This window comes from Bifidobacterium sp. B4081, assembly GCF_026537335.1.
GTDB lineage: Bacteria > Actinomycetota > Actinomycetes > Actinomycetales > Bifidobacteriaceae > Bombiscardovia.
Genome location: NZ_JAFNMM010000001.1, coordinates 425,055 through 450,943 on the forward strand (window position 1 = coordinate 425,055; position 25,889 = coordinate 450,943).

Here is a 25,889-nt window from a genome sequence, read left to right on the forward strand (position 1 = left end):
GCAGAGGAGGTGGTTCCCTCAACGTTTGTTCTTCCTGCATGGGTGCGTTCATGCCTCCATTATTGTTTCCCGAGGGTACCGATAGGGCAATAAGCGGAAGGAATCAGGGTCCAATCAGGGTGTTCCCCCATAAGATTTGCGCTCGCTGGGTGCTGTAATGAAGATATGAGTAGCGAGATGAACGGCAATGGCCCCGATAATGGTTGGCAGTGGAAGTCCGACAGGTTCTTCCGCGCCTGTAGAGAGTCCTATCTGATCCGCGACCAAGGATGGATCGGCGGTGTCTGCGTAGCCTTGGCCCGTCGGCTGGGCTGGAGCGTGACCCTGGTCAGAGCGCTGATGATTCTGGCGGTCTTTCTCTTCGGAGCCGGTGCCGCCTTTTACGGTTTTGCCTGGTTCGTCTTGCCGGACCGGCGTGGGGTCATCATCGCCCAAGAGCTGATTCACGGGATTTGGCACGCTTCCATGGTGGGTATCATCATTTATTGGCTGCTGGCCATTCTGATTCCTGGAGTCGGACTTTTTTCCTTGGCTTTGGGCGCGCTGATCCTGTTTCTTCTTATCCGGTGGAGCCGCAATAAGGCCCTGCAGCATCAAAGAGATTACGGGAGTGGGCCGAATGCAGACAGACCGGTTTCGGGTGATCCTTGGATGATGGGACCGCAGTATTCGCAACGCCCGCGCGGTGCGGATCCGCGATGGCATTCGAGTCAGCCTGAGTATCCGAGCTTTTCGGGGTATGAGGGATACCAGGATTACACAGGCACACAAAGCAATACACAGTCAGCGAGCAATCCGGGTTCGGAAGGATACATGGACCAGCCAGAGCATTCCGATTCGTATGGAACTTGGGGACAACAAGGGGATGTGACCTCTTCTGGACCTTTTTTCGGGACAGAGGATTCGGCAAACACTGGCAGCGATTCGAATAATGCGCAGGGCGGGGAGAATCCCATTGCCGGTGCACCTTCCGGAGGCTGTATGGAGACAGACGGTTCTGCAGAACGCGCCGGGGACATGATTCGGCCGGACGGATTCGGCGCCTGGCCGGGCTATGGCGCAGCTGGATCATTCTCGGCTGGGCCAGGAATGGTCGGTAATGGTCCGTTAGTTCCGCCCAGGGTGCGGCGCCGCCCTGCCGGACCTGTGCTGGTCAGTCTGTTGTCGGGGCTGATCCTGGTCTCTGGAGCGGCAGTCTGGTTGATGGCCACGAATCCCTATCGCGGGGTGAATGCGGCCTTGACCTATGCCCTGATATGGGCTGGAGGCGTCACGCTGATCCTGGGAGTAGTCATCCTGATCCTGGGCTTGATGGGTCGCAGGGCGGGAGGGCTGACACCAATTGCTCTGGTGGCATGCCTGGTCGTCATCAGTCTGGGCATCGGTTCGGCCGTGGCAGGCATTGAGCAGAGACAGAACCGCAGGGTCATGGCCGACTATGCCGCTATTCGAGTCAACGGAGGCAATCATGGGCGCACGCTGGGAGCAAGTAGCAGCGACATGAGGCGTTACCACCGTGGCATCAAGCTGGTCGGCGACCCGCACGATCAGGGAAGCGCCGTCATCGACCTTACTGGCTACGAGCACGAACACGGCACCCACCGGGTCCAGGTGATGGCTGATGCGGCGAGTACGGTCTCAGGCTGCCCGACCGGCACAGTCCGACTGGCGGTGGTCTATGCTGATGTCCGTCTACTCATTCCTAAAGGATGCAGCCTGTTCTACCGGGAGCATTCCGACCTCTACAGGGTCTTTGGGTCAGGCGTGGGCGACTGGATAACCCAGACTGATCGGGGAAGCTGGATGTGGTGGGGCGATTCGTTGCCATCAGCTGAACGACGCGATTGGGAGGAAGACCTGCGAGCCACCCAGGAGGATCAGCAGCATATGCCTGACCAGCCTGAGTTGATCATCGACGCCAGTCTATTGACGGGTGGCCGGGTAACTGTACAAGCCCGCGGGAGCGTCACCCAGCCGGAGCGGGCGCAGGCCGACAACGGACCAATCAGCGAATATTGGGATTACGGCTACCACGCCTGGTGGCAGGAGGAGGATCAGGAAGATGACTGACAAGCAACAATTAGGAGAAAGCCATCCGCTGGATCCTCAGGGTCGGAACACCGCGGCCATGCCGACCGCTTCCCAGTCGGGACAGGCGCATGACACGCAGACGCCCCCGCCGATATACCAAGTCCGGATGCAGCCGCCGGAACCGGTCCGTCCGAGCGGCCCCAGCGTTCCCACTATCATTTTGGGTGTCCTGGTCGGACTTCTGGCTCTGGCTATGCTGGCCTTGGGATTAGTCTTTCTGCGTTACGGTCCGTACCTGACTATGACCATACCCTGGCAGCGGATTCTGCCTTTCATTCTGATCGGACTGGGCGTGGTTCTGATTGGCGTGGCCATATTGTGCTGGTTGGCATCATCAAAGCGTACCCGCCAGGATTCAAACCGCCAGGACGTTCCAGAAGATCAAGCTGCCAAGGATGGCCAGTGACCCCAGCAGGGTCAGAGCCAGTGTCAGCCAGTGGCCAGCCCCGGCCACAGCTGGCTCTTTGTCGGATCGGCTGACGATAGAAGTCATGGTGCTCGCCAAGAGCATGGTGAGCACCAGGCAGAGGACCGACAAGAAGGGCCAGCAGGATGTCATTACTGAGGACAGATGGACCAGGCCGAGTGCCTGACGGACCGTAGTAAGGGCATAGGCCAGCAGGGCCGTCATCAGTCCTGTGGCGAGCAGGGCTAGTGACCAGAGCCGTCCCGTCAGGCCTTTGCTGAAACCGGGCCGTTCTCGGTCATTCTGCCGCGCTCGCAGATGTGAGTTCAAAGCTCCGATTAGAGCAGACACCAGGGCGGCAGCCAGCAGACAGGGGCCGCTGGCCATCAACATCAACAGGGCAGTCAATGAGGAAAGGAGCCCGGCGTCGGTGCGATCAGGTACCCGATTGAGCTGGCGGGGTTGGCTGCCGGCAATCATGGGAGTGGACCACTGGTCGGCCTGGGTGCCCTGTGCTACAGCATTGATCCAGTCTTCCAGATTATGGGTATATCGAGGTTCCAGGGGCAACCCGGCCTTGGCCAGCCTGCTGCCGGTGCGGATCTGATGGTTGGTGGGGTAGTAGCGCAGGGTTACGTTGTCGTTGCCGCTTGCATGGGTTCTGCGGATGATCTCGCGCGCCCCCTGCTCGACCGGCATGGAGACATCCATAGTGCCGAAGTTGATCATGACCGGCATATGCAGCTTATCCAGATAGGGCAGGGAGGGGAAGTCGGCGTATTCCAGGCCCAGAAGGGACAGGTCCATGCCCATGAGCCTAGGTATCACGTTGCGGATCCCCTTGGGTGCGTCAATCAGGTCCAAGTAGCTGGTGGCCGCCATGGCCATCTGCCGCCGCCCCGGGTAGACGGGAGGCGAGGTCAGGATGGAAAAGGCGATGCTGGGATCCTTGGCGGTCATGATGGTCGATATCCAAGTGCCCTCGGACTCGGCGTACAGGCCCACTTTGGTCGGATCTACGCCTGGCCAAGAGCGCAGATGGCTAAGGGAACGCCCGTAGTCTGCGGCCATGGCCTGATAATCACGGTGGAAAGCGGTATAGGTGTCCAAGCGCTTGTCGGGCACCAGGGTGGTGATGCCGGCTGAGGCCATGGCTGAAGCCAGGTCGCCATACACCTCGGAGGATTTGCCTGTTCCGGCACCATGGATGAACAGACAGGCTGGTCCGGTGCCCTTTCGGTCGCTTGGCTCTCTGACGATGGCTTGGACACGAACTCCTCCATCCAGAGTGATCCTGATCTTCCGTTCCCTGACTGGGTGGGTGCCCTCAGGGGTAGTGGGGCCCAAACTCGAGGCGACGGCAGTGGAGCGGGTCGAGACATGCAGATGGTCGCGGTAGGGTTCCACCTGCCAGTCCGGCGTCATGGCTTGGCCCAAAAGAAGCACGACCAGCAGGATGACCACAAAGGAGGCGGCAGTTAAGCCCGCCCTTTTCAGCTTTTGCACCCGTCAACTCTACCCGACTGCTCGACTGGTTGCAGAGATGGACCTTATGATCGTGGTTCAGGTAGTCGGTCCTGGGCCTGTTCGGCCTCGTCCAGGGTCTCAAAGCCGTTCATCTGCACCGTGGCCAAAATGGTTTCCTCGGTGAGATTGCCGCCCCGGGCCTCGATCTGGGCCACCATGGACTGGTAGAGGTCCAGTGTTCGGGCCGAGTAGGTGCCGAGTTCGCCACGCAGGTATGTTTCGAAGGAGGTGGTCTCCGGCGTGTCTTCGCTGGTGCGCAGGACCCGCATCTCCTGACCTAGGCGGGGGTAACGCTCGCTGAAGCTTTTGGCCCAGGCCACCTGCTTGTTGATGATGCGCTCCTGCTGCTCCTGGCGATCCAGGCCCAGCCTGGGCAGGTAGGGGGCGATGGTGTCGTGGTACTGGTCCGGGGCTGTGGATTCCATCATCCGACCGTACTTCTCGGTCAACAGGTTGCGCCCCTCTTTGTCGGCCTGGTCCAGGTCGTCCGCATAGCTGGACAGCAGGGGATGCGGCCAGGTCAGAAACTGGCTCAGGCGCATCTGGTGGAACATGGGCCAGTTGCCCTGACAGTTGGCCGGACCTCCCTCATTGTTGACCTGCTGGAACTGTTCCCATTCGTGGTGGACGATCCGCTCGCGCAGAGATCCCTCATCCTGGCATTGCTCGTCGTTTGCCATCCTCGGCTCCTTTCAGATGCTGTGCAGAATCGGATCCTCGCTAGAGATGTGGGCTTCGACATAGGGGCGCTGCCATTCCAGGAAGGTTTCCGGGCTGTTGGTCAAGCCTTCGGCTTGCAACTCTTCTACGATTCTTGCGCAGATGGACTCCACAAGTTTGGCGACGCGTTCGGCGGCCGGTCGGGATCCCTTGCCGCCTTCGCCAAAGCCTTGCCCCCCGTAGCAGGCAGCCGAAGCCAGGCGCAGGATGTCTTCCAGTTGCTTGGTCAGATCGGACAGCCTGGTGGCCATTCGTCCGCTCAGTCGCCGCAGGGCCGCGAAGGTCCACTTGTAGTAGGGCAGATACCCGACTGTCAACGGATTGTTGATCAGGAAGATCAGGGAGGCACAGGCCTGCACGAATTCGTTGATTGACAGCATGGCTGCAGCCCCGTCGCCCCGTTGCAGACTCCGCGGCAGGTTGTACTGGCCTGCCTGGGCGATCATGCCCAGCCGACGGGAGATTAGGCAGAATCGCACATCGTCGGGCATCGCCTTGAACCCCTGCCGGGTGGCCAGCATCTGTCCCAGAGGATCTGCGAAAATCCTGCCGTTGGTGGCCGCCGCCAGCGTCGCCTCGTCCAGGAGCAGCCACTCGTGGGAGTGATCCTCCGGGGGCGCCTGCCGGTAGCCGGTCAGGGATTCGAAGAAGGCGCCGATCTCGAAGACGCCTACGCGCCGGTTGCTTCCTTTTGCTCTGACGCTGTCGGTCCGCGCACCGAACCCCATGAACTCAGTGGGCAGGGTCTCATAGTCCTTCTGCAGCTGGCTGCCAATGGCTTGGTAATCCTCGCTGGTCAGCCACAGACAGAAGCCCGGGCCGAAATCATGGTCTCGGGAGATGGCATCGTCAAACCCATAGCAGTCCGAGCCATGGCCCATCAAGCCCACGGCAATCCTGCCGCGATATTGAGGGTAGCGTTCCTCCAGCATGGGGCGACCCACCTGCTCCCAGTAGGCCTTGGCCAGATCCAGCCCTTGAATATCCGGGCGGGAGTCATGCCGATCGTTGTCATCGTTCTGGTACCTGGTCTTCGGCTGGCTGGATGCTGCTTCGCCAGTCTGATCGGATAGATCTTTGTCCCCGGCCTCTTCGGCTGCGTACTGGGCCTGGTCCAGATTGGCCTTTGTGACCTGGTAGTAATCGCTGCCCTTGCCGTACCGGTCCTCAATGATGGCCAGGGCCTTGCGGTAGGTGTCTGCCGACTGGCTGAAACGACCGGTCATGTAGCAGACCTGGGCGAAGCCTGCCAGGGCCGAGGCATAGTGTGCGTTGTTCTCCAGGTGGCCGGTTCGATAGATGCTAAGGGCGGTGCGGGCCTGGTTCCAAGCCTCTTGCAGAGCCTGCGGATTGTCCTTGCTCTGCATGAGCAGGAGGGCAAGATTGGTGTGGGTGGAGGCCAGATCCAGATCCCGGGAAGGATCAGTACTGGAATTCTCCAGGATGTCCATGGCCCGGCGCAGCTCCTGCTCGGCCTTGTCGGGCCGCTTGGTTTCGCTGTAGAGCATGGACAGGTTGTTGTGCAGGGCGGCCAGCCGTCGGTCCCTGGGCCCAAGAGTTTTGGCTGCGGAGGCAAGCGCCTGCCGGTAGAGGTCTTCAGCTTGGTCGTACTTCTTGGCTGCCCGCAGACCTGTGGCTGCATTGATCAGGGTGGTCGTCCAGGCCTCGGACCCTTCGATGCGCATGCGTGTGGCCAGCTCGATGGTGCGCTGGATTATCCACATGTTCTCCTGGTGGCGACCCTGGGACCGGTAGAAGCCCATGGTTTCGTTCAGCACGGTCAGCAGTCCGGTGTCATCGCCCGCATTCTCCGCATCCACCAGCGCCTGCTGCAGGTAGGGTCCGGCCTGATCGCGGGCCTTGCCGGCGTTGAAGATGACATCCAGTCCGTCCAGGAAGGCCTGAGTGTCGAAGCTGCCGTCCGGTTGCATGTAGGACGGTTGGGGCTCTTTCTGCTTGCCGCCTGTGATCGGTGTCTGGTCCTGGCTCATTTGGCTCCCTTACTGTCAGTATATCTGAAGGTGCGGATTCCTCATGGAGCCCCAGCGCCCTGGTTGCTTCTACCTACCAGTCTAGACTGATGGTCTTTGGTGAACCTCGGTCGGTTACGTCGTCTAGGTCACACCTGATCGGTGCCTCTGCTCGAATGAGCAATGAGTATTTCTGCCAAACATCGCTCACGGTTTTGGAAGTGATGGTAACTTCGGTACTGGTCAATGACATGACAGAGTTCGTCTGCATCATTCCAATATTGGCGTAAGAAAGCGTACTGCTTGATCTTGTGCAGTCCCAGCCGCTCCTTGCAGAATTCACTGGGTTTCATGTCATTGACATGTGCCCAATCCCTATAAGCGCCCTCTTTGATGATTGCCAAAATCTCAATCTCCGGACGGGTAGTCAGCGTGAATACACGGGCTTTAGACTGGTACAGAGGCGACAATTGAAAGCGTTCATTTGCAGAGTCAATAATACGGATGATATTTACACATGGAGAATCATAGGTAACGGAAAGGAACCGTTCCTCAATCTCCCTATTTTTACGGCAGCGAGTGTAAAGCCGACCAGTCTGTGGATCTTCAATAAGGGAATCTGCAGGTATGATCAGTTTCCCTCTTGCCAGTAGGAGTTCAAAGATGACACTTTCGGCGGCTCCTTCGCAGACAACCAATGTAGGTTCCTTGAATATCGCTTGATTATCCATGAACTCTTACCTTTTCCCTGACATAGCTTCGCAAGGCGCGGATGGAAGCAGCTGAAGGCGCTGTTCCTTGCAGGGCCCCTGACATGAACTGAACGCTCTTCTTGAGTTCACCTCGGGTCACCAACTTGTTGTATCGGACCAGTTGGAATCCGGTGTTATCATGCCTGACCGCAAACCAAATGTTGTCCTTTCTGGTGAAATGATCCAGCAACTCAGGATAGTGCGTAGAAAAAACGAGCACCGCCCCATTTGGGTTAGTAGCAGGAGAGGAGAACAAGTCAATGATGGCGAAGACCAACTGCTTGTTTATGCTGTTTTCGATTTCGTCGAATAGTAGGTAGCCTCCTTGCGCAAGTGTTTCGATAGCATGTTGCGCTAAGGAGGTTCCACGGAATGTTCCCGCCGATATCATGGCCATAGCTTGAGAGGGATCACAGTCACGCTCAACCTTTTCATTGCGGAACTTGATATGGAACTGGTGATCGCTTACTTCCAAGTGTTCGATGGTCGGATCGAATAGACGTACCACTTGCGGTGGGGGAGTGACAGGAATCGACATTTGCGGCGGATTTTGCAGACAGATGGTGACCATGGTCTTCTTGGTGCGCAGAATTCCGGTCGTCAGAGAGCGGTCGGGGGGTAAAAATCTCTTGACATCATCAGCCAACTCCTTTTCGTCGCCGGACTTATTCACTCCTCGAGTCGCTACAGTCAGCCAAGATTCCTCGTTACCATCAATTGTTCTTTTCAAACGAATCTTGCTCAGGCTCTTGCCCGTATAGTGGCACAGCCGTTCCCTTTCGAAAACCAAGGGGGAGTCGGCGGTGGTCTCGTTTTGGTCTGCGCGCCGGAGGGTGGCATCGAGCAGCCAAGCCTCGCCGCTTTCCTCGAAGATAATGCGTGCTGTAATCGTGGGCTCAAGAATGTCCATCAGCGGATCGATGGTAAAGCGTTGAGTTCCCAAAGAAGTGCCTCTGGCAATGTTGATGATTAGAGAAAGCAGGCGTAGATCAGTGGTTTTGCCGGAGGCATTGATGCCGGAGATGCCAATGGCTGTGACGATGCCAAGCGGTAAGGTGGTGCCTTGAAGGCGATAGGTGAAGCTGCCGTTGGTAATCCTATCCTCAGCGAACAGGATCATGCGTAGTGTGCCCTTGTCGTATAGGCGAAGTCCTTTGAGGTCAAAGGCTAAGATCCGCATTATGCTCCTTTGAACAGAATATTTGTTTATATACTACATCTGGATGCTGATGATTGGTTTTTTTTTATGCGTCGATGAAGCTAAATACTGATGCGGTAGATTTTTTCAGGATTGTTGGGGTCGTGATCACGAACTTATAAAAAGTGCAAAAAAGAGAGTCGCTTTTGTTTCTTGAAAAAGAGGAAGAAATAGGCAAAGCTTATATTCGTGCATACACCCGGATATAAAAGTTACGAACGCAGAAATACCGGCCCCACCCATGAGGACCGGAATAAATTGTCGGGGTAGGGGGATTTGAACCCCCGGCCTCTTCGTCCCGAACGAAGCGCGCTACCAAGCTGCGCTATACCCCGTGACAACGTTCTATATAGTACACGTACCGTCGGCCAAACGCCATTGCCTGCGCGGCGCGACCGTGCAACCGCTTGTCCTTCGTCGGTACCTGGGCCAAGTACTGGCTCATGCGTAAAATAGCGGCTTATGAATGACTCATCGGAAGAAACTCCTCGTTTGACGACGGTCGAACGCGCTCAGGTGCTGCTGGATCAGGATATGGCCATCACGGAGAAGATCGATCAGGGCGCCCAGCTGGATGACGCCATCGATCCCGACAATTTGACGGACGGTGCTGAAGGCCATCCCGAACAGGTGCGCATGCGCGTGGCCAAGAGGGCGCTCATGCTCAAGGAGGGCGTCGAACCCTACCCGGTCCATCTGGATGTAACCGACCGCATCGAGGATGTGCGCCGCAAGTATCAGGACCGCCTGGAGCCAGGCCAGGAGACCGAGGATGTGGTTGGCATCGCCGGCAGGGTACTCTTCCTGCGCAACGGCGGCGGCCTCTGCTTCGTTCAGCTGGCGGCGGGCGACGGCACCCGCATCCAGGGCATGATCTCCAAGCGTGAGATTGGCGCTGATTCTCTGAAGCGGTTCAAGCAGCTGGTCGACCTCGGCGATCACCTATACCTGTGCGGCCGCGTGGTCGCCTCCAAGACCGGCGAGCTCTCCGTCTTTGCCACCGAGTGGAACATTGCAGCCAAGGCACTGCAGCCACTGCCTGCCCTTCACAAGGAACTGACCGAGGAGCAGCGTACCCGCAAGCCCTACCTGGCCATGATCGCCGATGAGGATGTGCGGGCCATGGTCCGCCGCCGTTCCAAGGCCGTCTCCTCCCTGAGGCGTACCTTTGAGGACCACGACTTCATGGAGGTCGAGACCCCCATGCTTCAGACTGTGCATGGCGGCGCTGCGGCCCGGCCATTCACCACCCATATGAACGCCTTCGACATCGACCTCTACCTGCGCATCGCCCCTGAACTCTTCCTCAAGCGCTGCTTGGTTGGTGGCATTGAGCGGGTCTTCGAGATCAACCGTGACTTCCGCAATGAGGGCGTGGATGCCACCCATGCCCCGGAGTTCACCATGTTGGAGGCTTATCAGGCCTACGGTACCTACGACACCATCGGAGAGCTGACCAAGGAGCTGATCCAGAAGGCGGCCATGGCTACGGCGGGATCGCTGAAGGTGACCCTGCAGGATGGCAGCCAGTACGACTTCGGCGGGGACTGGCGCCAGATCAGCATGTATGAGTCCCTTTCCGAGTCCCTGGGCGAGGAGATCACCCCGCAGACCAGCGTGGACCATCTGCGGACCATCGCTGACAGACTGGGCCTGGAGGAGGAGCCGGCTGAAAACCACGGCAAGCTTGTCGAACACCTCTGGGAGCACTTCTGGCAGGACAAGCTGTACGAGCCGACCTTCGTGCGTGATTTTCCTGTCGAGACCTCGCCCCTGGTCAAGGCCCACCGCACCAAGCGGGGTGTCGTTGAGAAGTGGGACCTTTATGTTCGCGGGTTCGAGCTAGCAACGGGCTACTCCGAGCTGAACGATCCGGTGGTCCAGCGGCAGCGGTTCGTCGAGCAGGCCAAGATGGCCAGCCGCGGCGATGTCGAGGCCATGGACATTGACGAGGACTTCCTGGAGGCCCTGGGTGTAGGTATGCCTCCCGCTGGTGGCATGGGCATGGGCATCGATCGTCTGCTGATCGCCCTTACCGGCGCATCCATCCGCGAGACCATCACCTTCCCCCTGGTCAAGCCGCTGATCTGAGCCAGCCTGAGATGATAGCAGGAGAGGGACGGTCATGAATATCAGGCTGTGGGTGGATGGTATGCGTCCCAGAACGCTGCCTGCCTCGGTGGCGCCTGTCTGCGTGGGCGCTTCGGCTGCACTCTTGGAGCGGTCACAGCTTCTGGAACAGTGCACCAGCTCATGCTCGCCCACACCTGTCGACCCCGCCCTGAATGCGGCCACACCGGGACGGTTGGCCTTGATCGTTATCTTGTTGGTCCTGCTCGCCCTGTCTATGCAGATTGCAGCCAACTTTGCCAATGATTATGCCGATGGTGTTCGCGGCACTGATTCCGGTCGTGGCGGCGAAGAGGTCGTCTCCGGCAGACCGAGGCGTCTGGTGGCTGCCGGCGTGCCGCCCAGGAAGGTGCTTTACGCCACCATGATCTCGGCGGCCTTCACCTGTCTGATGGGTCTGGCAGTCATGGCGCTGACCGGTCACTGGTGGATGATCCTGGTTGGGATCTGCTGCCTGGTCGCCGGCTGGTGTTACGTGGGCGGCCCGCATCCATACGGCTACCACGGGCTGGGTGAGGTCAGCGTCTTCATCTTCTTCGGTCTGGTGGCCACCCTGGGCACTGAGTACTTTCTCATAAATAGGGTTGATGTCGCTGGCATCCTGGGCGCCTGCGCCTGCGGACTCAATGCCGTGAGCCTGCTCATGCTCAACAATTACCGGGACCTGGATGACGACCGTCGTGCCGGCAAGCGCACATACGCGGTTCTGGTGGGAGCGCGCGCAGCGGCTGTTTCCATTTACTTGGTCTACATCCTGAGCTTGGTTCTGGGCCTAATCCAGTTCGTTCCGGCTGTCATGCGACGTGGTCTGCCCGGCTTTCCTCTTGCGCTGGTCCTCCTGCCAGTGGCCGCTGTCTTCCTGCTGATCTGCCGAGCCTTTGCCCGTGGCCAGGTGCCCAAGGCCTTCGGCATGGCAGGCAAGGGTACCCTGGTCTCAGCCCTATGCTGGTCGGCGGGACTGCTCCTGCAGCTGTGAAATCTTGGCCCTCTCGTAGGAGAGTAGCCCGGCTTTCGAGCGATTACGTGCATAATCAGGCAATCATGTTTATCACACTTCATGAATACAAGGACGCACTGCGGCCCTCGGCATTGCTCTGCTCACCCACGCCGGTTCTGATCGGTACGGCGGTGGCCCTGCGGCAGCTGTTCAACGAAGGGCTGGTGCCGGATGCGCGCTTCTGGCTGATCGTCCTCTTATGCTGTCTTACTGCTGTATTCATTCATAGCACCTGCAATCTGGCCAATGACTATTTCGACGGCATCAGAGGTACTGACGAGGGCCGGAGCAGCCTTTCGGCCGCAGGCGCTGACGGCTCGGTGCCCGATCTGCCCAGAAGAGGGGTGGCTGGTGGCGTGGAGCCTCGCAAGGTCCTGCTGTCTGCCTACCTCAACATCCTTATGGCCTGCCTGTCCGGTCTGATTCTCTGCTGGGTGACTGGCCACTGGTGGATGATCCTGGTCGGCATCTTCTGTCTGCTGGGAGCCTGGTTTTACACGGGAGGCAAACACCCCTACGGCTATAGGGCCATGGGCGAACTGAGCATCATGATCTTCTTCGGCCTGGTGGGCGTGCTGGCCACCCAATACCTGGAGACCGGCGGCATCGACCTTCACGGGTTCATCGGTGCCTTGGTTGGCGGTCTTGTCTGCATCCCCGTTCTGGAGATCAACAACTATCGGGACATTGACGCGGACCCTCTGGCCGGCAAGTACACGCTGTCTTCATTCATCGGAGCCAAAGGCACGCTGATTCTGATGGGGTCCTGCTATGCCCTGGCTGTGATCCTGGGTGTGTTCGAGTCATGGTCCCTGTCTGACGGCCCCCTTGCGGAGGCCTGGCCCCGCCTGCTCTGCCTGCTGCCTATCCTGATCCTGGCCATTGCCACCACAGTGGCCAGCTGCCGGAACCGCTTCAGCAGGGCGTTCGCGCTGTCGGGCTATACGGATCTGCTGACAGGGTTCTGCTGGCTGGGTGTCTGCCTGCTTTAAGTGACCGCTCTGTAAGGGGAGCTGTAGGTCTCCAAACAGTCCCTCTCAGGTCTTAGAATTCTTAGTATGACCTACAAACTAGTATTGCTCAGGCATGGCCAGAGCGCATGGAACAACACCAATCAATTCACCGGCTGGGTGGACGTCCCGCTGACCGAGCAGGGCGAGCAGGAGGCTCGTAAGGGCGGTAAGCTGCTCAAGGATAAGGGTGTTCTGCCCGACATCGTCTTCACCTCACTGCTGCGCCGCGCCATCAACACCGCCAACATCGCCTTGGACGAGGCAGACCGCCTTTGGATCCCCGTCAAGCGCGACTGGAGGCTGAACGAGCGTCACTACGGAGCATTGCAGGGCAAGAACAAGACCGAGATCCGCGAGAAGTACGGCGACGAGAAGTTCATGCTCTGGCGTCGCTCCTATGCCACCCCGCCGCCCGAGATCGACCCTGACGACGAATACTCGCAGGCCCATGACCCGCGGTATGCTGGAGCACCTGTGCCTCGCGCCGAGGCGCTGGCCAACGTGGTCAAGCGCGTCACCCCCTACTGGGAGAGTGACATTGTCCCGGAACTCAAGACCGGCAAGACCGTCCTGATCGCTGCCCACGGCAATTCCCTGAGGGCCATCGTCAAGATGCTCGACAACCTGACTGAGGACGAGATCGCCAAGGTCAACATCCCCACGGCCATCCCCCTGGTCTACGAGCTGGACGAGAACTTCAAGCCCATCAAGCCTCGCGGCGAGTACCTGGATCCGGAGGCCGCCGCCGCCGGTGCTGCTGCTGTGGCGGCCCAGGGCCAGAAGTGAGATCTTTTAGATAGATTTATCCGATGATGTGAGTCGGACTTTGAATGCAGAGCATCCAAAGTTATTCAGGTGGCGTCGTCTCCTTTTGTGGAGGGCGCCACCTTTTCGTATTCCTAATACTTTTTCAGACGGGAAAGGGCGGGAACAATGCTCTCGTTCCTGCGTGCGGGTGCCTATCTGGTCTTTATGGCCAAGGCGATACTTTGCCCAGGTTCGACTTGCTCCTCCACGCCGACTGCGGAGCCATCGTGAAGATGGATGACGCTGGCTTGGTATCGTCTGCTCTGGCCGTTGAGCGTGACATCTTCCAGCATGGTGTTCGGTTGCATGGCAATTTGCAAATAGGCATGCAGGGGTTCATCGGTTCTGTTCGTGAAACGAAGCGTGTCGTCTTCTTGCTCGAAATCGACCTGGCCGCCGCAGAAGGCCAGGTCCTTCCAGCTAAAGCGGCGCCAGGGCGTGTAAGGAGCGATTCTGATGCTGCGGGCGTTCTGGTCGCGTTCGACTCCCATGATGTCGTGCAGGAAGAAACTGACGAATTCACCCGCACACCAGCCGCACTTGCCCAGGCCACGTTTCACCTTGGTAGGTTCTTGCTCAGCATGCTCGAAGGGCCACCACCAGAAGGACCCCTCCAGATCGGTGGTTCTGCGCAGCTCAAGCAAGGCATCTCTGAGTTCTTCTCGAGTATTCGCCCTGCAGAGGCCATGGATCTGGCCGGGATAGGTAATTCCGTTGCTGTCGTCAAAGTCCCAGAAGTCGATGCCGCCCGTAATCGGGGCATAATACGGGTCTCTGATGCTGTGGGCCCATCTGGCGTGGTTGCGTATGCGCTCGTCGTCACGGCTGGTGAATCCATAAACTGAGGCAAGAGTCAAGTCGCTTTCCTCTCCGTCATGGACGCCGATGATGCTCCCGTCCCTATCGGCTCCTTCCACATACATGGGCCGGCCATCAATGCTGCAGACGCATTTCTGGTCAAGCGACTGGCGAAGTTCTTCGGCTATCTGTTTCAGCTGTCTTGTCTGATCGGCATCCAGAAGATCCGGGAAGTCCTCGGCCATGACCGTGGCTGCCTTCCAGGCCAGTATGTTGGACCCAGTATGGTAGTCGCCGCGTGACGGCCCGTCCGAAATGTAAAGAGTCTCATAAAGCTGTCCTTGCTCAGGTCGTTCGGCGATAAGATCAGCGGCCAGCCCACGAACGTATTGGGTGAATGTACTTTGGTCCACGGTGAATGTCTTGCGGCCATGACGATGAACCAACATGGAAGCCAGAACTGCAGCGAGGCAGGAATTGCCCAAGGAGTGTTCGAATCCGCTGGCCTCGGGGTGCATTCTGGACTCGCGTTCCCAAGCATGGTCGGGTATGCCATACTGCGCAAGGAATTCAATCATGGGATTGGCCAGGTCAGGGTCGCTGTCGACCAGACCCATGGCGCAGTAACCGAAGTCTCTGGTCCATACGTCGGGGAGTGGGTTGGCGTTGGATCCCCAGAATGAGCCAGCCGCCTTGCCGTCTGCCAAGAGGAGGAGGCTTTGTCGGGCTAGTTCCGCCGACCGGGTGATGAGCTCACCATACCATGGGTCTTCCAGAATCTGCACCTTGCCTAAGCTGCCCTTACGGGCTTTCAAGGTAACGTTCAGAGCTTTCCGGCATTCCTGGATAGAGTTAAATATCTGAAGGTTATCCTCTCGCTCCGAAAAATCGAAGACACTGGCCACGCTCCGACTTTCTCCTGGAGCAAGTCGGAGCGTGGCCTTGCATGTGTCGCGCGCGATAGGACTGTCTGATTCGCCCAGAAGATTGGATTTCAAGGGTAAAAGTTCTGTGCCATCCTTGCCCCGCGTTGACGACAGATTAAATACGTTTACGTCTAAAGACGTCGTTCCCCTATTGATGAGTCGACAAAGCTGAATCAGGCACAAAGGTCTGCTGGCGCCTTTCTGGGGCACGAAGACGATAGTCTGGCTGTGCAAATCGCTTATTGATGCATCGAAGACTGGTACTAGGTCGTCTATGAAGCTAAGCGCCGGTGATAGACATTGACGGTTCAGGCATCTGATCTGCATTCCAATGTGCCCTTCGCAGAAGGCCAGCTTTTTGTACACATAGACACCGGGAATGGTCTTGCCTCGCATATCCTGGCGCCCTACTGCAACAACCGCGCGTCGCACCTGTCCAGTCCTGTCCAGGGCAGCCAGAAGGCGATTGTTGGAGATGTCGACGCTGAAAGGATAATCAGTGTATCTGCCCAGGTCGTACTCCATGACTGTATCGTCAGGCCATTCGAGGCCTGCGGCGGCAAAGAAGCTTGCACGGTTGCCAGCGGCGCCCTTTGCATTGAATCCCATCAAGGTTTTCTCTGTTTTGGTTTCTTGTTGATCCGAGGTTGGCAACGGCATCAACTGCTCCTTTCAGCAAGTTTGCGGGACGCGGGTATCGCTTCATAAGCATGCTCGAGGGCCCATCCATGGTCATGGAGTCCATATGGTTACATCCATGCTTCCAAGCACATGATAACGTATACATCAGCAAAGGCCAAAGACCTTATGAGCCTGCTGCCGCACATGTGCTTCGAATGGCTTGGAATGTGAGGACTGGGCCTATGAAAAGTCAGCTCTTGATATGGCGGCTGAGAGTCAGCGCTCCGGAGGGGCGGTTGTGCTGCGAACGGCCAGGAAGGATGGCTGAATTTGTACGCACGTGTCAGGGTTCTCGCCCTCTAGCAATTTGAGAAGCGTGTGAGCGGATGTTTTTCCCATCTCATAGGGATCCTGATGGATAGTGGTCAACCCGATCTCATGGGCGTAAGCCGAATCGTCGAAACCTGCAATCGAAACATCTCGGGGGATTGCGCATCCCGAACGCTGCATGCAGAAAAGCAGAGGAAGGGCGTATTCGTCATTCATGCAGATTATGGCTGTTGGGCACTGGTCCAATCTGGACAGCTGGGATAAGGCGAAGTCCGCTCTGGTATCGTCCTTGGGAGCATACACGACTGTGGGGTTCACCCGATCTCCTAGCTCGGAGCATATAGAGCGGAATGCCTGCAGACGTGCCTGACCGTTCCATTTGAAATGTTCAGTCTCTGGATCCAGACAGACATAGGCGATTTTGCGATGCCCAAGGTTGACCAGATGGTTGATGACCAGTTTTATGCAGCTGGTCTCATCTAAGCCTATGGTTGCCGAAAATTCAGGAATTGGCTCAGTGTTGATCCCAATAAGCGGGATGCCTGTCGTGGCTAATTTGTCGGCCTCTGTGCATGGTATTTGGAAAGAGACCACAAGCACAGCATCAGCATTGCGTTTGATAGACATATCCGAAAAGAATGCATGGCGTTCCTGCTCATCCGAAACGGCGTATAGAGCGATATCATACCCTGCGTCATGAAGGACGGAATTGAGGCCAGCCAAAACATGCGAATCATACCAGGAGTCCAATTCTCCGCCAGTCAGGAAGGCGATTCGTGCCGACTTGCCTGATTTCAATGCTGAAGCAGATCGTGAAATGGTGTAGTCCAGGTCCTGTGCGACTTTGAGGACTTTTTCCCTTGTTTGTGGGAGAACCTTGTCGGGGAGGGTGAAAGTACGGGATACCGTTGCTATTGAAACCCCGGCACGATCTGCTACGTCTTGAATGGATGCGCTCACAGTGCCCTCCTGTTTTCGCTAGGGCTTTTGCCTGCAAGATCTTATCATAGCTGCTCAAATGATGGATACGTATACATTAACTATTCATTTTTTCAAGAGAGACTTGTTTTGTACCAGGTCTACAAAGCTAGGTTTAAACCTAATAGAAAGAAAACTAGCTGAATGGCTGGGCTATTAAAGAACTTGCAGGGGGATAACTTGCGTGCTAACGTTTACATCAACTGGCCGGAATGTCAATGATGATTTCTGTTTATCCCATTTCGACTGGTTTAACCACAGGTCGAGCCGTCTTATTGCAGCGTGACGGCTTGAACGGGGCAGAGGAGAAACGTCAATGAAGATGACGAGAAACACATTTGTGCGCATGCTTGCGACAGTTCTTACTGCCGTGGCTCTGGCACCTCTGTCGGCATGCGGTGGATCCGGAGGCGTCAGTGTGACGACGCTCAGCTTCTTTCAGACCAAACCAGAGGCGGTGGAAGACTACTCCAGGATTATTGCGGACTTCGAGAGACTGCATCCGGATATCAAAGTGGTACAGAATCAGGTCTCTTCAGCCGACACAGCCTTGAGAGCTCTTCTGGTCAAGGATCGCACGCCTGATGTCATAGCGTTGAATCCCAACGGAAGCATGGGAAAGATGGCCAAGGCAGGGGTATTTTATGATTTTAGCGACACGCCTATAAGGCACAGGATCCGCCCGGTCATGCAATCTGTGATCAATGGGTTGGGACGAGATGGCAGGCAGATAAATATTGTGCCTTATGCCGGTAACGTATGCGGCATCACTTATAACATCGATTTGTTCAAGCAGCATGGCATCAAGGTGCCCAAGACCTGGAAGGATCTTGAGCAGGCAGTTGCCATTCTGGAAGCCGACGGCGTTGCCCCTTTCATTGGCACATTGGGCGACCCCAATCGTGTTTCAACGCCTTTCGACGGTCTGGCTCCTTACTACGACAACGATGGGTTCTGGGACAAAATGCGTGCCGAAGGTAAAAAGGTAGGGCCGGATTCGCCCGTTTCCTTCCAGAAAAACTTTAAACCTTTGATGAAACGGCTCTATTGGATTTACCAACATTCGACCAAAGACGTGAGAACCATGACATACGAGGACGGAACTTCCGCCTTCGCTCGTGGTAAGGGAGCCATGCTCCTGGCAGGGAACTGGTCGATGGCGCCGGTCCTGCAGATCAATCCGAAGATGCACGTAGGCTTCTTCCCCTATCCCACGGACAAAGCCGATAAAGCCATTCTCGTCTCTGGCGGAGATGTAGCGATCACCATGGGTGCACATCCCAAGCATGAGAAGGAATCCATGGCCTTTATCAACTATCTGTACTCGGACGAAGTTCAGCGTCGTTTCGTCAAATCACAACAGCTTATTCCTTCGCTCTCGTCTATTCCCGTGGACGAGAATCCGGCCATGAAGCCGGCCAAATATTGGATTGATTCTGGCAGGATCCAGGGATACGCGGATCACCAGATCCCCTCCAGCATCAGCTACAACCCGATATTGAATAAAGCCATGCTGGACGGCGACCTGGACTCGGCCCTCACCACACTCGACAAAGAGTGGGGCAAGGTTGCGGCCAGAACCATCGAGTGATCGGAGACAAACGCATGACTATGACACAGACGAGAGTGGCCACAGGCACTCACCGGAATCGTCGATTTGCTGAGACCACTTATTACTGGATGGTATGGCCTTTTATCATCCTTTTCGCCATCTTCCACACCATCCCCATGCTGGCCGGCATCTTCTTCAGCTTCACCAACTATGCCGGTTACGGAAAATGGCACATGGTAGGTTTTTCGAACTACGTCAATCTATTTGGGGATGACAGGGTTCTCCACTCATATTTGTTCACAATTTTCTTTTCACTGGTGGCTACAATCCTGACCAATGTCATTTCCTTGGCGATCGCGTTGGCCCTGAATGCCCGGATCAAGGCTAGGAACCTGTTCAGGGGCATCTTTTTCATTCCCTACGTACTGTCCATGCTAATCATCGGATATGTCTTCCAATTCTTCTTCTCCAAGTCAGTACCGAAGATTTTCTCAGCAGTTCCTCTGCTCAGGGATAACGTCCTGACCAATGAGCACTGGGCCTGGGTGCCTATCGTTATCGTGACGGTATGGCAGGCTTGCGCTTTTGCGATCATCATCTACCTGGCTGGCCTGCAGACTATTCCTGTCGATATCTATGAGGCGGCTTCGCTTGATGGAGCCACAGGGTTTAAGGCCTTCAGGTCCATTACATTGCCGCTGATCATGGGCTACGTAACCATAAACGTGGTGCTCAATATCAAGAACTTCATGCAGGCATTCGATCAGATAGTGGCCTTGACCGATGGTGGGCCAGGTATGGCTACTGAATCGGTGACTCTGCAGATTTATCAGGGTGGATTCACGGGCGGCGAATTTGCCTACCAGTCCGCTGATGCAGCCATTCTCTTCCTGATCATCACTTTTCTTTCACTCATACAGCTTCGTTACCTTAATCCAAAGGAGGATTAAGCGCCATGACCTCCAGTCAAGTTATGAATGCCATTCCGGCAAAGTCTTCAGGCATGAATTCACATACACAAAACGGTCATGGAAGGCATTTCCATGGGGTCAATTGGTGGTTGACAGCCCTGGTGGCGGTATGCTCATTGACTGTTCTTGTACCGCTGTATTTTGCAGTGGCGGTCGCGCTTAAGAGCCCTGAACAGCTGGCTAAGGGGACAGGCTTTGAATGGCCCAATCCAGTGCATTGGGGCAATTTTGCGCAGGCCTGGGTCCGAACCAATTTCCCCAGGGCGCTTATGAACACGGCCATGATCACGGTGTGTTCAGTTGTGCTGACTCTGCTGACCAGCTCAGTCTTGGCCTACGCACTAGCCCGGAATATGCACAGGCCCTTTTTTAAGATCGCTTACTACTACTTCTTGGCAGCCATGTTCATCCCGTTCCCTATCGTGATGCTCCCGGTTGTCAAAGAAACAGGATTGCTCGGTCTTGATAACCAAGCAGGGCTGATTGTGCTGTATACGCTGTACGGGTTCTCGATGAACATCTTTCTGTATACGACTTACCTGCATTCCATTCCCATGGAGTTGGAAGAGGCTGCTCGGGTTGATGGGGCATCGACTTGGAGGGTGTTCTGGCAGATTATTTTCCCGCTTCTCATGCCGATGAATGCAACCGTAGGAATTCTGACCTGCGTATGGGCATGGAACGACTTCATCATGCCGTTGGTGGTACTTACGGACCCTGGTGCCAGGACCCTGCCATTAGCTCAGTATGTATTTCAGGGGCAATACAACACCAATTACACGGTAGCCTTCGCTTCCTACCTGATGGCTATGGCTCCCTTGCTGATCGTTTATATATTCTCTCAGCGGTGGGTCATCTCCGGAGTGGTGCGCGGCTCTGTAAAATAGGCGACTCTGGGTTCAACACCACTCGAGCATAAAAGAGGAACGGCCCGCCACCCAATCGATTAACTGTCAAGTAGTAGGTCGTTCCTTTGTCGTTCATTCAGTCCAGATCGAGGTCGAGGTCCTTGGGGTCCTTGGAGGGGTCGAAACCTGAGACGATGTAGACCACGCGCCGGGCCGCCGAGACGCCATGATCTCCCAGACGCTCCATAAACCGTGCCACCAGGACCAGGTCGATCAGCTGCTGCCTGGTCCCCTTCCAGTCGTCTGAGAGGGCATAGCCGAATGTCTGCTGGTGGAGCTTGTCCATCTGGTCATCGCTGACGATGATCTGCTCGGCTATGGTCGTGTCTCTGTCGGAGAGCATCTCGACCAGACGGTCGGCCATGACGTCCAGAAAGTCCTGCATCTGCTTGAACAGGGGGATGACCTCGTCGGGCAGGGTCGGTTCAGGGTAGGAGCGCCTTGCCGTCTCGGCGATGTGCCTGGCCAGGTCTCCCATGCGTTCAAAGGTGGCAGACAGGCTCAGTGTGGAGACCACCACCCGCAGATCAGTGGCCACTGGGCTCTGCTTGGCCAGGAGCCTGATGCATTGATCGATGATGCTGGACTGGAGGTTGTCTATATCGGCATCCCCGTCGATGACTTGCTGGGCCGTCTCTACGTCGCTGTCCATCAGGGAACGCCCGGCTTTTTTGATGGCATCGCGGACCTTGGCGGCCATCCGATCGAGATCGTCGGCCACCAGCCCTAGCTCTTCGTTGAAAATCACGCGCATTGTTCTTCCCTTTCGGCCTCGGTCAACGATATAACTCCAGTCTATGTGAGCAAGGTGGCAAGAAAAAGCTAGTTTCGAAGAATGTCGGACCATGGGAGCGACAATCAATGTCGGATATGCGAGAATAAATCCGGAACTGCAGATGAGACTTGGTTGATGTCGCAGCGTCCGGGATCGGCACCGGACTGGAAGGAAGTCCTTATGAGACGGTTCATGGACCGCCTTCGCAGTCTTATGGGCAACTGGAGCAAGGATGGTGAACAGGCTGATGGTGAGGCATTGGAGGGTTCGACACAAGCACTGCTGGCGCTCATTCCCGCCGCCACGGTTGTGGTCAATGGCGATGACGACGTTGTTCGCTCCAGCCCGGATGCCTACAGGCTGGGAATCGTCAGCAACGATGAGATAGCGAATCCGAAGATCATCAAGGCCATTGCGCAGGTACGCCGCTCGGGCGGTCGACGTACCTTCAATCTGACCACGCGAACGCCTATTGAATTTACTCTGGATGCCGCAGCCGAGAGCCCCGAATCCGATGATTGGGATATTGAGGATGTTGAGGATCCTGGGAATGCGAGCCATGTTCAGGCTCAGGCAGTATCCAGAAGGAACTGGCTCAAGGTTACCGTGGGGCGTATCGACAAGTCCCTGGTCGTGGTGCTTATCGATGATGTGAGCGATTCGGTCAGGTTCGTTCGGACCAGGGATGCTTTCATGACCAATGTATCCGAGCAGATGCTCAAGCCGGTCCAAGCCCTAGAGGAGCTAGCGGCACAGCTGAAAAACACTTCCTGCCTGGAAGGGGATGATCCGGACCTGCTTCGCAGCCACTTGCACAGAGTTTCCAAGGATGCTTCCTTGGTCCAGCGTTACAGCGCCTATCTGGGGCATGTGCTCAAGGATCTACTTCTGCTGATTCGGGCTCAGGAGCGGATCCAACCCAGCAAGGGGAACGTGCTTGACGTAGCTGAGCAGATAGGTGCAGTGGTGCAGGATGAGCAGGGTGGAGCTGATCAGTCACATGTGATCCTGCGATGGCGATGTGACCAACCATTGATGATTCACGGCGACGGACAACAGATCAGAGTGGCCCTGGCCAAGCTGGTTGAGAACGCTATCTCCTATTCACCTTCAGGCTCTACTGTTTCCCTGGTGGCTCAGTCCTCGAATGACGAACACTACGCAAAAATCAGGGTGGTTGATCACGGCCGAGGCATATCCAAGGCAGACCAGGATAGGATCTTCGAGCGCTTCTACCGTGCCGACAATCAGAGTGAAGAGACTGCCGTAGGTATCGGTCTAGGGCTGGCCATCGTCAAGCATGTAGCTCTGACCCACCATGGCTCGGTCATGGTCTGGAGTGCACCGGGAGAGGGGAGCACCTTTACGCTGATGCTTCCTTTGGCTCAGGGTCCGGTGGCTGGGCCAGACGGCGATAATCCCAGCGATTGGAATGTTCCCAGATCATCAGCAGGATGCCCACGCCGACCCCGGACAGGCAGACAATAAGGGGTTTGGTAACCGTCATTCCGGTCAGAGCCAGGATGCCCACCACAACCAGGGCCAGAATCCATGCCCCAGTTCCGAGCAGAAAGATGCGTCGCAGGTCCACCTGCACGGGCCGAGGCGATGGTCTGCGGGCGGCCGGGTCGAAAATGGGAGCCAGCTTCATACCACCACTGTACCGTTAGCAATGACATGCGGCGACCCCCACGCCTTGCCCAAGCTTCGGGCATTGTCTTATTATGACGAGGATTGGTGGGTTCGTATACACCGGCCCATGGAGGGATTTCCCGTGGAAAGGGGAGTGCGTGTATCCGATCCAAGCTGTGAAGAAGCACTACGCCTGGGGCTCACATGACCGACTGCAGCGCATGTTTCATCTGCACGAGTCAGACGAACGCCAGCAGGATACCTTGGCGGAGATGTGGTTCAGCGGGCACACCGAATCCCCCTCGCCCTTGACCCTGCCCGATGGCTCGCTAATGCCGCTGACCGAGGCCATTCGCCGCAATCCCATGGCCATGCTGGGGGAGCGCGACTCCCGCCTCTTCGGCCCCACACTGCCCTACCTGTTCAAGATCATCTCTGCCCGCATTCCTCTGTCCCTGCAGGTGCATCCCTTGGATTTTGAGGCTCGTGCCGGTTTCAACCGGGAGAACGCTCTGGGGGTGCCTGACGACGATCCCAGCCGTTCCTTTCATGACAGTCTGGCCAAGAACGAGATGGTGGTAGCCCTGGAGCCCTTCCAGGCCTGTGTAGGCTTTGCGACTATCTCCATGCAACTGACCCTCTTGCGCGCCGTGGATCACCCTCTGGCCGAGCTGATGACCCAGGCGCTGACCGCCCGTACCTTCCATCTGGGGGTTCCTCCGGCACGTTTTGCTGCGGCCGATGCAATGATGCCGGTCTCCTCCATGATTTGGCCGGACTCTCGACGACGTATCTTCCGGGCCTTCCACGCTGCTGTGACTGCTGAGCCAGAGGAAGCCCGAGGATTGGGGGAAGCCTTGGAGGCTGCTGCTGGGCGGCTACGGTCCAGACGGGCGGGAGCTGTGCTGAACCATGCTCTGTGTGCTGCTCAGGCCTTTCCGAAGGACCCGGCTGTGCTCTGTCTGCTCATGCTCAATCCTGTGGACCTGGAGGAGGGTGATTCGGTCTATATCCCCGCCGGGACGCCTCACGCATACATCCATGGCACTGCGGCAGAGATCATGACCAACTCCGACAATGTGCTAAGGGCTGGCATGACCCCTAAGCATCGGGACATTCCTAACCTCCTGCACAGCCTGGACTGCCAGCCTTCAGCCCCCATCGACCCATCGAGCTCCATGATTGCCACCCTGATCATGCACAACATGGTGACCTACCGGCCCAAGATCAACGAGTACATGCTGGTCTACGGGCACGTGGAAGAAGGCGGAGCCACTTGGCCCCTGCTCAATAGACTTCAGCAGCGCTACGGGGATCTGATAGAGCGTCTGGGGCCGCGCCGCCTGATGATTCCCCGCAGGGGACCCCGCATCATCGTCTGTACTGACGGGCAGATCCGTTGTGTAGCCGCTGACCAATCCCGCGTGCTGGACCAGGGACAGGCCCTCTTCATTCCCTCCGAAGATGGCCGTGTCGACATCACCATGCCTGAGGATTCCAACGATGCTGACGGGTCCTTCTTTCTGGCGTCGACCCCGGTCTGACCTCCTATGGGCCTGGTTCGCTCAGGGTGGACCAGGCAGAGTTCAGAACCGATAGACACGCCGTGGCGGACGGCACGCATGCGGGTCTGCTCATGTCCGCCGCGTGACCGTATAACCTTAACGTATTTTGTGGTTATCGGAGATGAGTGACCACTGAAGCCGTGCTTGAGTAGACGGTGTGGACAATTCAGGTAATTTGGTCTGGGGTCCTCTTTGCGTTATGGTGTTGCCTTGTGATGGTTCGTGATACGGCACGAAAGTCGCGTCGGAACATAAACGGGAGTGATTCTAGATGAAGCATGCTGCGCACAGGGCTTCGGCCAGGCGAGGCGCAGGTGTCGGCAGTTCGCCGACCAGTCGATCGGTGAACGTAACCCAGGAGGCCGGCATTCAGGGCATTGATGATGCCTTGGCGGCTAAGCTCAACGAAGTAGCCCCTCGAACCCGTCGCTCCATTCGTCTGGCGGCTAAGGCCTCAGCCCGTCGCTCCCATATCATGACTGGTTCGGCCCTGACAGTTTTGGTCGGTGCAGCTGCTTCCTCAATGGCCGTTAGCCAGGCTCGGAGTGACTGGTCCCTGTCTTTGGCAGACAGCGTCGCCATCAATTTGGTCACTCCCACATCCTCCGATGGCTCCTCCAGCGTAAATGGTGGTGCAAGGGTCTCTCGTTCCGACTACCGTCAGCCCCTGTCGACGGCCTCACAACGCAACGAGGGCAGTTGGGACCTGGGTGAGTCTGCGCTCGATACTGAGCAGATGTCCAAATCCTCGGCAAACAACCCGGTCGTGGCGGCGCTGATAGATGCCAACCGATCGGTCCTGCCGACAGGGTTTAATCCAAATCACGCCACTGGCGATGTGGGCAATGCCTATGAGTTCAGCCAATGCACTTGGTGGGCCTATGTCCGTCGTCATCAGCTGGGTCTGCCGGTAGGTTCTCACATGGGCAATGCCAAGGATTGGTCGGGTTCTGCCCGTGTCCTAGGCTACTGGGTGGACGACACGCCGCGCAACGTCGGCGATATCGTGGTCTTCCAGGCTAGCCAGGAGGGTTCCGATTCCACCTACGGCCATGTGGCTATTGTTGAGAAGATCAATCCCGATGGCTCCATTGTCACCTCCGAGTGCGGCGCCGTGATGAATGGGAAGACTTACTCACGCACCCTGACCAACGTGCACGCTCTGCTCTATATCCATTACTGATCCTTGGTTGCGCGGATTGTGCTCCCCAAAGTTAATCCC

21 protein-coding genes, 1 tRNA gene and 1 pseudogene are annotated in these 25,889 nt (G+C 57.0%); 13 read left to right on the forward strand and 10 right to left on the reverse strand.

What is annotated here, in order from left to right:
- Nucleotides 1–165: 165 nt before the first annotated feature.
- Complete coding sequence (locus J3T92_RS01820) at nucleotides 166–2,070, forward strand: PspC domain-containing protein (protein ID WP_267399429.1); 1,905 nt, start codon at nucleotides 166–168, stop codon at nucleotides 2,068–2,070.
- Complete coding sequence (locus tag J3T92_RS01825; RefSeq protein WP_267399430.1) at nucleotides 2,063–2,497, forward strand: hypothetical protein; 435 nt, start codon at nucleotides 2,063–2,065, stop codon at nucleotides 2,495–2,497. The genes J3T92_RS01820 and J3T92_RS01825 overlap by 8 nt, the downstream gene beginning before the upstream one ends.
- Here J3T92_RS01825 and J3T92_RS01830 read toward each other — a convergent pair.
- The 6 genes from J3T92_RS01830 to J3T92_RS01855 form a co-directional block, all read right to left on the reverse strand.
- Nucleotides 2,447–4,003, reverse strand: a complete 1,557-nt coding sequence (locus tag J3T92_RS01830) for an alpha/beta hydrolase family protein (RefSeq protein WP_267399431.1) — start codon at nucleotides 4,001–4,003, stop codon at nucleotides 2,447–2,449. The two genes, J3T92_RS01825 and J3T92_RS01830, sit on opposite strands and share 51 nt — an antisense overlap.
- Nucleotides 4,004–4,047: 44 nt before the next feature.
- Nucleotides 4,048–4,704: a DUF4125 family protein gene (locus J3T92_RS01835; protein WP_267399433.1), complete on the reverse strand. Its 657-nt coding sequence runs from the start codon at nucleotides 4,702–4,704 to the stop codon at nucleotides 4,048–4,050.
- A gap of 12 nt (nucleotides 4,705–4,716) precedes the next feature.
- The gene (locus J3T92_RS01840; RefSeq protein WP_267400222.1) at nucleotides 4,717–6,675 is read right to left on the reverse strand and encodes a DUF4037 domain-containing protein; all 1,959 of its coding nucleotides are present in this window, start codon (nucleotides 6,673–6,675) and stop codon (nucleotides 4,717–4,719) included.
- A 188-nt stretch (nucleotides 6,676–6,863) separates the two neighbouring features.
- Entirely contained in the window at nucleotides 6,864–7,445 is a 582-nt protein-coding gene (locus J3T92_RS01845) for a hypothetical protein (RefSeq protein ID WP_267399434.1), read from the reverse strand.
- Complete coding sequence (locus J3T92_RS01850) at nucleotides 7,438–8,646, reverse strand: AAA family ATPase (RefSeq protein WP_267399435.1); 1,209 nt, start codon at nucleotides 8,644–8,646, stop codon at nucleotides 7,438–7,440. Before J3T92_RS01850 ends, J3T92_RS01845 begins: the two co-directional genes overlap by 8 nt.
- 279 nt (nucleotides 8,647–8,925) lie before the next feature.
- Nucleotides 8,926–8,999, reverse strand: a tRNA-Pro gene (locus J3T92_RS01855).
- A gap of 127 nt (nucleotides 9,000–9,126) precedes the next feature.
- Here J3T92_RS01855 and lysS point away from each other — a divergent pair.
- The 4 genes from lysS (at nucleotide 9,127) to J3T92_RS01875 (ending at nucleotide 13,590) form a co-directional block, all read left to right on the forward strand.
- A complete protein-coding gene (lysS, locus tag J3T92_RS01860; RefSeq protein ID WP_267399436.1) occupies nucleotides 9,127–10,755 on the forward strand; it encodes a lysine--tRNA ligase in 1,629 nt (542 codons plus the stop codon).
- Between the two features lie 34 nt (nucleotides 10,756–10,789).
- Nucleotides 10,790–11,770, forward strand: coding sequence for a 1,4-dihydroxy-2-naphthoate octaprenyltransferase (gene menA / locus J3T92_RS01865; protein WP_267399437.1), 981 nt, complete (start codon nucleotides 10,790–10,792; stop codon nucleotides 11,768–11,770).
- 65 nt (nucleotides 11,771–11,835) lie between these two features.
- Nucleotides 11,836–12,783, forward strand: coding sequence for a 1,4-dihydroxy-2-naphthoate octaprenyltransferase (gene menA, locus J3T92_RS01870; RefSeq protein ID WP_267399438.1), 948 nt, complete (start codon nucleotides 11,836–11,838; stop codon nucleotides 12,781–12,783).
- A gap of 66 nt (nucleotides 12,784–12,849) precedes the next feature.
- Nucleotides 12,850–13,590, forward strand: a complete 741-nt coding sequence (locus J3T92_RS01875; RefSeq protein WP_267399439.1) for a phosphoglyceromutase — start codon at nucleotides 12,850–12,852, stop codon at nucleotides 13,588–13,590.
- Nucleotides 13,591–13,763: 173 nt separating this feature from the next.
- Here the strand turns inward: J3T92_RS01875 and J3T92_RS01880 are convergent, their stop codons facing one another.
- Nucleotides 13,764–15,116 carry a hypothetical protein gene (locus J3T92_RS01880; protein WP_267399441.1) on the reverse strand — a complete coding sequence of 451 codons (1,353 nt, stop codon included), beginning with the start codon at nucleotides 15,114–15,116 and terminating at the stop codon, nucleotides 13,764–13,766.
- A gap of 519 nt (nucleotides 15,117–15,635) precedes the next feature.
- Here J3T92_RS01880 and J3T92_RS01885 point away from each other — a divergent pair.
- The gene (locus J3T92_RS01885) at nucleotides 15,636–16,043 is read left to right on the forward strand and encodes a hypothetical protein (RefSeq protein WP_267399443.1); all 408 of its coding nucleotides are present in this window, start codon (nucleotides 15,636–15,638) and stop codon (nucleotides 16,041–16,043) included.
- A 189-nt stretch (nucleotides 16,044–16,232) separates the two neighbouring features.
- On the opposite strand, the gene J3T92_RS01890 is transcribed toward J3T92_RS01885, so the two are convergent.
- On the reverse strand, nucleotides 16,233–17,246 hold the full coding sequence (locus J3T92_RS01890) for a LacI family DNA-binding transcriptional regulator (RefSeq protein ID WP_267399444.1): 1,014 nt from the start codon (nucleotides 17,244–17,246) through the stop codon (nucleotides 16,233–16,235).
- A gap of 334 nt (nucleotides 17,247–17,580) precedes the next feature.
- Here J3T92_RS01890 and J3T92_RS01895 point away from each other — a divergent pair, with 334 nt between their 5' ends.
- The 3 genes from J3T92_RS01895 (at nucleotide 17,581) to J3T92_RS01905 (ending at nucleotide 20,674) form a co-directional block, all read left to right on the forward strand.
- Nucleotides 17,581–18,855 (forward strand): ABC transporter substrate-binding protein, encoded by a 1,275-nt coding sequence (locus J3T92_RS01895; RefSeq protein ID WP_267399445.1) that lies wholly within the window; start codon nucleotides 17,581–17,583, stop codon nucleotides 18,853–18,855.
- Between the two features lie 137 nt (nucleotides 18,856–18,992).
- Nucleotides 18,993–19,766 carry a carbohydrate ABC transporter permease gene (locus J3T92_RS01900; RefSeq protein ID WP_267399446.1) on the forward strand — a complete coding sequence of 258 codons (774 nt, stop codon included), beginning with the start codon at nucleotides 18,993–18,995 and terminating at the stop codon, nucleotides 19,764–19,766.
- 53 nt (nucleotides 19,767–19,819) lie between these two features.
- Nucleotides 19,820–20,674 (forward strand): carbohydrate ABC transporter permease, encoded by an 855-nt coding sequence (locus J3T92_RS01905; protein WP_416378895.1) that lies wholly within the window; start codon nucleotides 19,820–19,822, stop codon nucleotides 20,672–20,674.
- Nucleotides 20,675–20,771: 97 nt separating this feature from the next.
- Here J3T92_RS01905 and phoU read toward each other — a convergent pair whose 3' ends face one another.
- Nucleotides 20,772–21,449 (reverse strand): phosphate signaling complex protein PhoU, encoded by a 678-nt coding sequence (phoU, locus tag J3T92_RS01910; RefSeq protein WP_267399448.1) that lies wholly within the window; start codon nucleotides 21,447–21,449, stop codon nucleotides 20,772–20,774.
- 1,056 nt (nucleotides 21,450–22,505) lie between these two features.
- Between phoU and J3T92_RS01915 the strand changes: the two are divergent.
- Nucleotides 22,506–22,796 (forward strand): annotated as a pseudogene (locus J3T92_RS01915) (sensor histidine kinase); the annotation flags it as partial.
- 37 nt (nucleotides 22,797–22,833) lie between these two features.
- Here J3T92_RS01915 and J3T92_RS01920 read toward each other — a convergent pair.
- On the reverse strand, nucleotides 22,834–23,121 hold the full coding sequence (locus J3T92_RS01920) for a DUF2530 domain-containing protein (protein ID WP_267399449.1): 288 nt from the start codon (nucleotides 23,119–23,121) through the stop codon (nucleotides 22,834–22,836).
- Nucleotides 23,122–23,260: 139 nt separating this feature from the next.
- Here J3T92_RS01920 and manA point away from each other — a divergent pair, with 139 nt between their 5' ends.
- A complete protein-coding gene (manA, locus tag J3T92_RS01925; RefSeq protein ID WP_267399450.1) occupies nucleotides 23,261–24,646 on the forward strand; it encodes a mannose-6-phosphate isomerase, class I in 1,386 nt (461 codons plus the stop codon).
- A 292-nt stretch (nucleotides 24,647–24,938) separates the two neighbouring features.
- Nucleotides 24,939–25,850 carry a CHAP domain-containing protein gene (locus tag J3T92_RS01930; protein ID WP_267399451.1) on the forward strand — a complete coding sequence of 304 codons (912 nt, stop codon included), beginning with the start codon at nucleotides 24,939–24,941 and terminating at the stop codon, nucleotides 25,848–25,850.
- The last annotated feature ends 39 nt before the right edge of the window (nucleotides 25,851–25,889 follow it).